Annotated in this window: 8 protein-coding genes; 3 read left to right on the plus strand and 5 right to left on the minus strand. The window is 66.0% G+C overall.

Going from position 1 to position 7,402, the window contains the following annotated elements; translation table 11 throughout:
• The 5 genes from GSQ79_RS13650 to aroB form a co-directional block, all read right to left on the minus strand.
• The coding region (locus GSQ79_RS13650; RefSeq protein WP_174243217.1) for an oxidoreductase at positions 1-727 on the minus strand (727 nt) is incomplete at its 3' end.
• A 78-nt stretch (positions 728-805) separates the two neighbouring features.
• On the minus strand, positions 806-2,137 hold the full coding sequence (locus GSQ79_RS13655) for a sorbosone dehydrogenase family protein (RefSeq protein WP_158809254.1): 1,332 nt from the start codon (positions 2,135-2,137) through the stop codon (positions 806-808).
• Positions 2,137-2,589 carry a DUF2231 domain-containing protein gene (locus GSQ79_RS13660; RefSeq protein ID WP_158809255.1) on the minus strand — a complete coding sequence of 151 codons (453 nt, stop codon included), beginning with the start codon at positions 2,587-2,589 and terminating at the stop codon, positions 2,137-2,139. The genes GSQ79_RS13655 and GSQ79_RS13660 overlap by 1 nt, the downstream gene beginning before the upstream one ends.
• A gap of 152 nt (positions 2,590-2,741) precedes the next feature.
• On the minus strand, positions 2,742-4,052 hold the full coding sequence (locus GSQ79_RS13665) for an HlyC/CorC family transporter (RefSeq protein WP_158809256.1): 1,311 nt from the start codon (positions 4,050-4,052) through the stop codon (positions 2,742-2,744).
• 4 nt (positions 4,053-4,056) lie between these two features.
• A complete protein-coding gene (gene aroB, locus GSQ79_RS13670) occupies positions 4,057-5,835 on the minus strand; it encodes a 3-dehydroquinate synthase (protein ID WP_158809257.1) in 1,779 nt (592 codons plus the stop codon).
• 208 nt (positions 5,836-6,043) lie between these two features.
• On the opposite strand from aroB, the gene GSQ79_RS13675 reads away from it, so the two are divergent.
• From GSQ79_RS13675 to GSQ79_RS13685, 3 genes are all read left to right on the plus strand, one after another.
• Entirely contained in the window at positions 6,044-6,439 is a 396-nt protein-coding gene (locus GSQ79_RS13675) for a VOC family protein (RefSeq protein ID WP_158809258.1), read from the plus strand.
• A gap of 63 nt (positions 6,440-6,502) precedes the next feature.
• Positions 6,503-7,039, plus strand: coding sequence for a gluconate 2-dehydrogenase subunit 3 family protein (locus GSQ79_RS13680; RefSeq protein ID WP_158809259.1), 537 nt, complete (start codon positions 6,503-6,505; stop codon positions 7,037-7,039).
• A gap of 63 nt (positions 7,040-7,102) precedes the next feature.
• Positions 7,103-7,402, plus strand: a 300-nt coding sequence (locus GSQ79_RS13685; RefSeq protein WP_174243218.1) for an FAD-dependent monooxygenase, incomplete at its 3' end; no start/stop codon positions are given.

A 7,402-nucleotide genomic window follows, 5' to 3' on the forward strand; every position in this document is an offset into this window, starting at 1 on the left:
TCGGTGGATGTGCCGCCTCGGTGACAGCGATCATCGCTTCGCCGGCACGCACCGGGTCGCCCGCCTGCGTGCCGCTCTTCTCCGCCGTGTTTTTCAGCCGCGTTCCCGCCGTCTCGGCGTAGTCGGCAATCGCGTTCGGCGTCTGCTTCAGCGAGCGGCCCGCCCAATCCGTGCGGAACGGGCCGGGCTCGATGCAGGTCACCTTGATGCCGAGCGGCGCGCCCTCGGCGGCCAGAGCGTCCGACCAGCCTTCCACCGCGTGCTTGCTGGCGGCATAATAGCCGGAGCCGGGGAAGCCGACGAACCCGGCAACAGACGTGATGTTCAGCACGTGGCCTTTGCGCTTGGCGCGCATGCCGGGCAACACCGCGCGGGTCAGGGCGAACAACCCGAACACGTTGGCGTCGAACTGGGCGCGGATCTCGGCCTCGACACCCTCTTCGATCGAAGCCTGGTAGCCGTAGCCGGCATTGTTGACGAGCACGTCGATGCCGCCGAATTTTTTCGTCGCCGCCGCGACCGCGGCTTCGATCTGCGCCGCGTCGGTGACATCGAGATCGTGCGCCAGCGCGCGGTCTTCGAGGCCCCTGGTCAGATCGGCCACCCGCGCCTTGTCACGCGCGGTAACGACCGCCCGCCAGCCGCGGGCGAGCACCAGCTTGGCGAGTTCCTGGCCGAAGCCGGTGGAGCAACCGGTGATGAACCAGACGGGCGTTGTCTCTGCCATGATGTCAATCCTCAAAATGGGTCGGCCCGGCCCCTCGCGAGAAGGGCCGGGCCGGATGCACCGGTGCGGTTGCGGCGGTTACTTCGCCGAAACCCGCCACACGACATTGCCGAGATCATCGGCGACCAGCAGGGCGCCCGTCTTGTCCAGGGCGACGCCAACCGGCCGGCCGAGGGCATGGTTGTCCGCGGTGAGGAAACCGGTCACGACATCCTGCGGGGTGCCGCTCGGCTTGCCATCGGCGAAGGGGACGTAAATCACCTTGTAGCCGTTCAGCGGGGCGCGATCCCAGCTGCCGTGCTCGCCGACGAAGGCGCCGCTTTTAAAGGCGGACAGTGACGAGCCGTTGGCGAAGGTGACGCCCAACGGCGCGACATGCGAGCTCAGAGCATAATCCGGCACGATAGCCTTGGCGACCAGATCGGGCCGCTGCGGCATGACGCGCGCATCGATGTGCTGGCCGTAATAGCTGTAGGGCCAGCCGTAGAATCCGCCGTCTTGCACCGAGGTGAGGTAATCCGGCACGAGGTCCGGCCCGATCTCGTCGCGCTCGTTGGCGACCGCCCAAAGCTTACCGCTGGTCGGCTCGAAGCCGAGGCCCGTCGGGTTGCGGACGCCGCTGGCGAAGATGCGATGAGCGCCCGAGGTCCGGTCGATCTCCCAGATCGCGGCGCGTTCAAGCTCGGCCGGCATGCCGTTCTCGGTGATGTTGCTGTTCGAGCCGACGCCGACATAGAGCTTTGTCCCGTCGGCACTCGCCACCAGGGTCTTGGTCCAATGATGGTCGATCGGGCCGCCCGGCAGATCCGTCAGCTTGACGCCAGGCGCCGTGATGGTCGTGTCACCCGCCGTGTAGGGGTAGCGCATCAGCGAGTCGGTGTTGGCGACATAGAGGTCGCTGCCGACCAGAGCCACGCCGAACGGCGAGTTCAGGTGATCGAGCAGGACGGTCCGCGTCTTGGCGATGCCGTCCGGACCGATGTCGCGAAGCAGCGTGATGCGATTGCCGCCCTTGCCGCCGGTCCCGGCGAAGGACTTGACGAAGCCTTCGATCAGATCCTTGGGCCGGTTGATCGGCGCCTTCGGGCCATTCGCCTCGACGACGAGCACGTCGCCGTTGGGCAAGGTGTAGACCTGGCGCGGATGCAGCAGATCCCGCGCGAGGGCGTGGATCTGCAGGCCCTCGGCCACGGTCGGCGTGGTGTCACCCCACGGGCCGGGCGTTGCGGTCGCGATCGGCGGCAACAGGTAGTTTTGCGGCTCGGGCAGGCGCGGATTGGCACCGATCTGGGTCGTCGGATCGCCGGCCTGATCGTCGCAGCCAGCCAGCGCCAAGGTCGAAACGGTGACGCAAAGCAGGGCGAGCTGAGAGACGCGGAAGGTTGGTCGCGCGGTACGGAGGACAGTCATCAGTAGGTCACTCCAACGCGGGTGGTGCGATAGGCCATGGACGTGCCGACCCAGCCGGTGACCAGCAGGATCAGGACGACGAGCGCGGACAGCAGAAGCCCTTCAGGCACGACCGCCGTGTAGCCGTCGCGGCTATGGACGAAGACGTTGAGCAGCGACAGAAGCGCCGCCACCAGCTGGCCGAGGATCTGCACCCAGGAAAAGCCCAGGAAGCGAACGCGCCGGCGGCGCGCCAGATCGACGAGGCCTGCGAGAAACGCCAAGCCTGCCATCACTAGGCCGAATGCCAGAAGCCAGACGGAGAAGGACACCCAAAGGAACTCGGCCGTCTTCCAATAAGCGAGGTCGGTCAGAAGCGTGCCAAAGAAGCAGACAATGGGAAACTGAACGAGCGCCGCGTAAAACGACGGCCCGGGCACTCTCGCAGTCGAGCGCGGATTATCATCAATCATTCAGGAAGTCCTTGGGGGGAGTGACGCGGCGCGTCGTAGGTCCGCCAAACGATTCCGTACATTGCCCGGTTCCGCGTGATCACCCCGCGAAACTTCACAAAGAGTTTGCGCGACATTGCCGTCCGAATGTGACTAGCCGCGTGACGGCCTGCTCAGCCCCTGCTGGCATCCCGGGCCGACGCCGGAACGATGCGCAGCGACGCCAGGCGATTGCGCACCTTCCGCAGCACCTCGAAACGGAAGCGGTGGAAGGTAAAGACCTGCCCCGTCTCGGGAATCGCGCGGGCCTCGTGGATCACCAGGCCGGCGATGGTTGTCGCCTCTTCGTCCGGCAAGTCCCAATCCATCACCCGGTTGAGATCGCGGATCGGCACCGAGCCTTCGACGATCACCGACCCGTCGGGCTGCGGGCGCACGCCTTGCGCCGCGAGATCATGCTCGTCCTTGATGTCGCCGACGATCTCTTCGATGATGTCTTCGAGCGTCACCAGCCCCATCACCACGCCATATTCGTCGACGACGAGGGCGAAGTGAATCTTGCGCTTGCGGAACGCCTGAAGCTGATCCTTCAGCGTGGTTGTCGCCGGAATGAACCAGGCTTCGACCGCGACCTTGTCGACCTCGAAGGTCGAGACGTCGCCGCCCAGCGCGCTCAGCGCCCGCAGCAAGTCCTTTGCATGGAGCACGCCGACGATGTTGTCCGGCTCGCCGCGCCAGATCGGCACCCGCGAGTAGGGCGAAGCGACCACCTCGCGCACGAGATCGGCCGGCGGTAGGTCGGCGTTGAGCGTCTCCATGCTGGTGCGGTGGACCATGACGTCGGAGACATCGAGCTCGTCGAGATCGAGGAGACCGCCGAACATGTCGCGGTCGTCGCGCTCGACGTTGCCTTCCTTGTGCAGCAGGTCGACCGCGCTTTTGAGCTCTTCGGCGCCGGTGAGGATCGACTTGTGCTCGTCCGCCGTCGTGCCGAATAGTTTGAGGACACCCCGAACCAGGACTTCCACGCCCATCAGGACCGGCCCGAAGATGGCGACGAAAACCGAGAGCACGCGCGCGACCAGCAGCGACAGCCGGTCGGCATTGTTGATCGCCACGGTCTTCGGCAGCACCTCGGCAAAAACCAGCAGCAGCACCGTCATGATCGCCGTGGCGTAGAGCGCGCCGCGCTCGCCGACGAGCACCACCAGCACGCTCGTCATGAAGGCGGAGGAGCCGATGTTGACCAGCGTGTTGCCGAGCAGCGTCGTGCCGATCAGCCGTTCACGGCGCAGAAGCAGCCGGTTGACCAGCTTGGCGCGGACATCGCCGTTGCGCTCCAGCGCATGCATGCGCGCGCGGGAAGCGCCGGTAAGCGCGGTTTCGGACGCCGCGAAAAACGCCGAGAGCGCGATGCAGACGATGATGATGACGACGGCGACCCAAAGGTCGACGGGCAGGGCCGCGGGATGTGCGCCGTCCATCGGATCAGGCTTTCGGTTCTAATTCGTCGTCCAGGAAGGCTTTCACATCGTCGGCATCGACCGCCTTGGCGACGAAGGCGCTGCCGATGCCCTTGACCAGGATGAAAGTCAGGCTGCCGCGCTCCACTTTCTTGTCCTGGCGCATCGCATCGACGATCGCCTCCGCATCGAAGGTGAAGCCCGGAATGTCCTGGATCCGCGTCGGCAGGCCGACGGCCTTCAGATGCGCCTCGACCTTGGCGACGTCGGCTGCGGGGCACAGGCCCAGGCGCTGGGAAAAGCGGAAGGCGCAGGCCATGCCGATCGCGACGCCCTCGCCGTGGACGAGGCGGCTGCCGTCATAATGGTTGAGGCGTTCCAGCGCATGGCCGAACGTGTGGCCGAGGTTGAGCAGGGCGCGTTCGCCGTGCTCGTGCTCGTCGCGCATGACGACGAGCGCCTTGGCGGCGCAGCTGCGGGCCACGGCCTCCGCCCGCGCCGGACCGGTGCCGGCGAAGATCGCCTCGCGGTTCGTCTCGAGCCAGTCGAAGAAGGGGGCGTCGCCGAGCAGGCCATATTTCAGCACCTCGGCATAGCCGGCAGCGAACTCGCGCGGCGGCAACGTCTTCAGCACGTCGGTATCGGCGAGCACCAGGGCCGGCTGGTGGAAGGCGCCGATGAGGTTCTTGCCGTGCTTCGAGTTGATGCCGGTCTTGCCGCCGACGGAGCTGTCGACCTGGGCCAGCAGCGACGTCGGGATCTGCACGAAACGCATGCCGCGGCGGACGCTCGCCGCGGCAAAGCCGGCGAGATCGCCGACCACCCCGCCGCCGAAGGCGACGACCAGGTCGCCGCGCTCGAACCGGCCGGCGATGATCCCGTCGCACACATGCTCGAAACAGGCGTAGGATTTCGAGCCCTCGCCCGGCGCCACGGTGATGGTCTTGTGGCGGATGGCGGCGGCGTCGAGGCTTGCCGTCAGCGCAGCAAGATGGGTCTGGGCCACGGTGTCGTCGGTGACGACGGCGCAGGCGCTACCCGGCGACAGTTGCGCGATCGCGCCGCCGGCCTCTTTCAAAAGTCCTGGCCCGATGAGGATCTCGTAGGCGCGCCCGGGCAAATCGACGGGGACCGTATGCGCCGCGAGAGCGGACAGGGCGGGACGGCGGGGTTGCGGTTTCATACGGGTCTCGGGCGGGTCGGGCGAGAACCGCAGGTTGAATTCAAGGGCGGTCATGATGTCGTCGACCACGGCTTCGTGCGGGCCATCGCGCGACGTCACGGTAATGTCGGCCCGCCCATAGAGCGGATAGCGTTTCGCCATCAGCTCGCGCAACGTGCCTTCGGGATCGGGGCCACGCAACAACGGCCGGTGTGAGCGGCGCTTCACCCGGCGCCACAACACGTCGATATCGGCCTTGAGCCAGATCGCTAAGCCGCCGGCCGTAATCCGGGCACGGGTTGCGTCGTTGATGTAGGCCCCGCCGCCGGTGGCGATCACGCGCGGGCCTTCGCTGAGCAACCGCGCCATGACCCGACGTTCGCCATCGCGGAAGTACGCTTCGCCGTGGCGCGAAAAGATCTCGGCGATCGACATGCCCGCGGCCCACTCGATCTCGCAATCGGCGTCGACGAATTCGAGCCCGAGTCGGCGCGCCAGGCAGCGTCCTGTCGACGTCTTGCCGCAGCCCATCAGACCGACGAGCACGATCGGTCGCCGGCCGAGGGCCTGGACGATGGAGGATATGCGGCGATCGCGGCGCGGGTCCTCGCCGTCGTCCGCCAAGAACGCGCTTCTGGTCATCTCCTACGCATTACCATAGGCCACGGCGTTTTAAATCACTCTTTGCGCGGAGCCTCGGGCAGGGCGAACCGTGGCTGCAGTTTAGCAAGCGCCGGGCCGCGCGCCCGTCATGCTCCGCCTTTCGGCCGGGTCGGACAACAGCCCGCTACTACCGCTGCCGATGAAGCGCTGGTTAGCCTCGCTTCCCTAAACGGAGCGACATCAAACCATGGCGAAAGCAGTTCACTCGATGGTCCGCGTGCTCGACGAGGCGCGGTCGGTCGACTTCTACAAAAAAGCTTTTGGGTTCGACGTCGCGGATCGTCTCGATTTCGGCGACTTCCTGCTGATCTACCTGCGCAATGCCGAGACGCCGTTCGAGGTCGAGCTCACCGTCAATCATTCGCAGAAGGAGCCGTACGTGCTCGGCGACGGCTACGGCCATCTCGCGGTCACCGTCGAGGCGGTCGATGCCGAGCATGCGCGGCTGACGGGCGAAGGCCTGGCGCCAGGACCGCTGCGCGACTTCAAGCACGACGGCAAGACGCTCGCCCGCTTCTTCTTCATCACGGATCCCGACGGCTACAAGATCGAGGTCATCGAACGCGGCGGCCGCTTCGGCTAACCCCGCTTCTCGGCCATTTGGCAAGCAATTCAAAAGCTTAGAAAAAATGATTGGAGGATCGCCATGAGAGACGTCGACCCGCGCAGCACCTTCAGTCGCCGCTTCGTTCTGCAGGCGACGGCGACAATCCCAGCCGTCGCGGCGGCCACCGTGACCCCGCTCACCGATGCCTGGGCCGAGGGCGGCACCCTGCAGCCGGCAACGCTGAAGACCCTGGTCAAGGTAGCGCGCGACATCTACCCGCACGATTTCCTCGGCGACAGCGTCTACATCACAGCCGTCAAACCCTGGGACGCCAAGGCCGCCGCCGACCCCGCAACGAAGGTGATGCTGGAGGAGGGCGTCAAGCGCCTGAACCAGGACGCTCAGGACACCCACAAGGTCGCCTACACCGATGTCGGCTGGGAGAGCGAGCGCGTGGCGCTGCTGCAGGCCGTCGAGCATACCGACTTCTTCAAGAAGATCCGCTCCGACCTCGTCGTCTCGATCTACAACCAGCCCGAGATCTGGCCGAAGTTCGGCTACGAGGGCTCTTCCTTCGAGAAGGGCGGCTACCTCCACCGCGGCTTCAACGACATCGACTGGCTGCCGCGCGTCTGAACGCGCTGCCGCCCCACGACTATAAGGTCGCAAAGACCGAAAAAAAGAATCCGGGAGAGAAACATGGCTCAGTTCGATTTGAGCGACGACACCGTCGTCGTCATCGTGGGTTCGGGGGCGGGTGGTGGCACGCTCGGCAACGAGCTGGCGCAGAAGGGCGTCAAGGTGGTGATCCTCGAAGCCGGCGCGCGCAACGAGATCCCGGATTTCGTCAACAACGAATGGGAAAGCTTTGCCCAGCTCGCCTGGGCCGACAAGCGCACCGATTCCGGCACCTGGCGAGTGGCGACGGACTTTCCCAACCTTCCGGCCTGGATCGTCAAGTCGGTCGGCGGCTCGACCGTGCACTGGGCCGGCGCCTCG

The sequence above is a fragment of the Beijerinckia sp. L45 genome, assembly GCF_009765775.1.
Taxonomy (GTDB): Bacteria; Pseudomonadota; Alphaproteobacteria; order Rhizobiales; family Beijerinckiaceae; genus RH-AL1.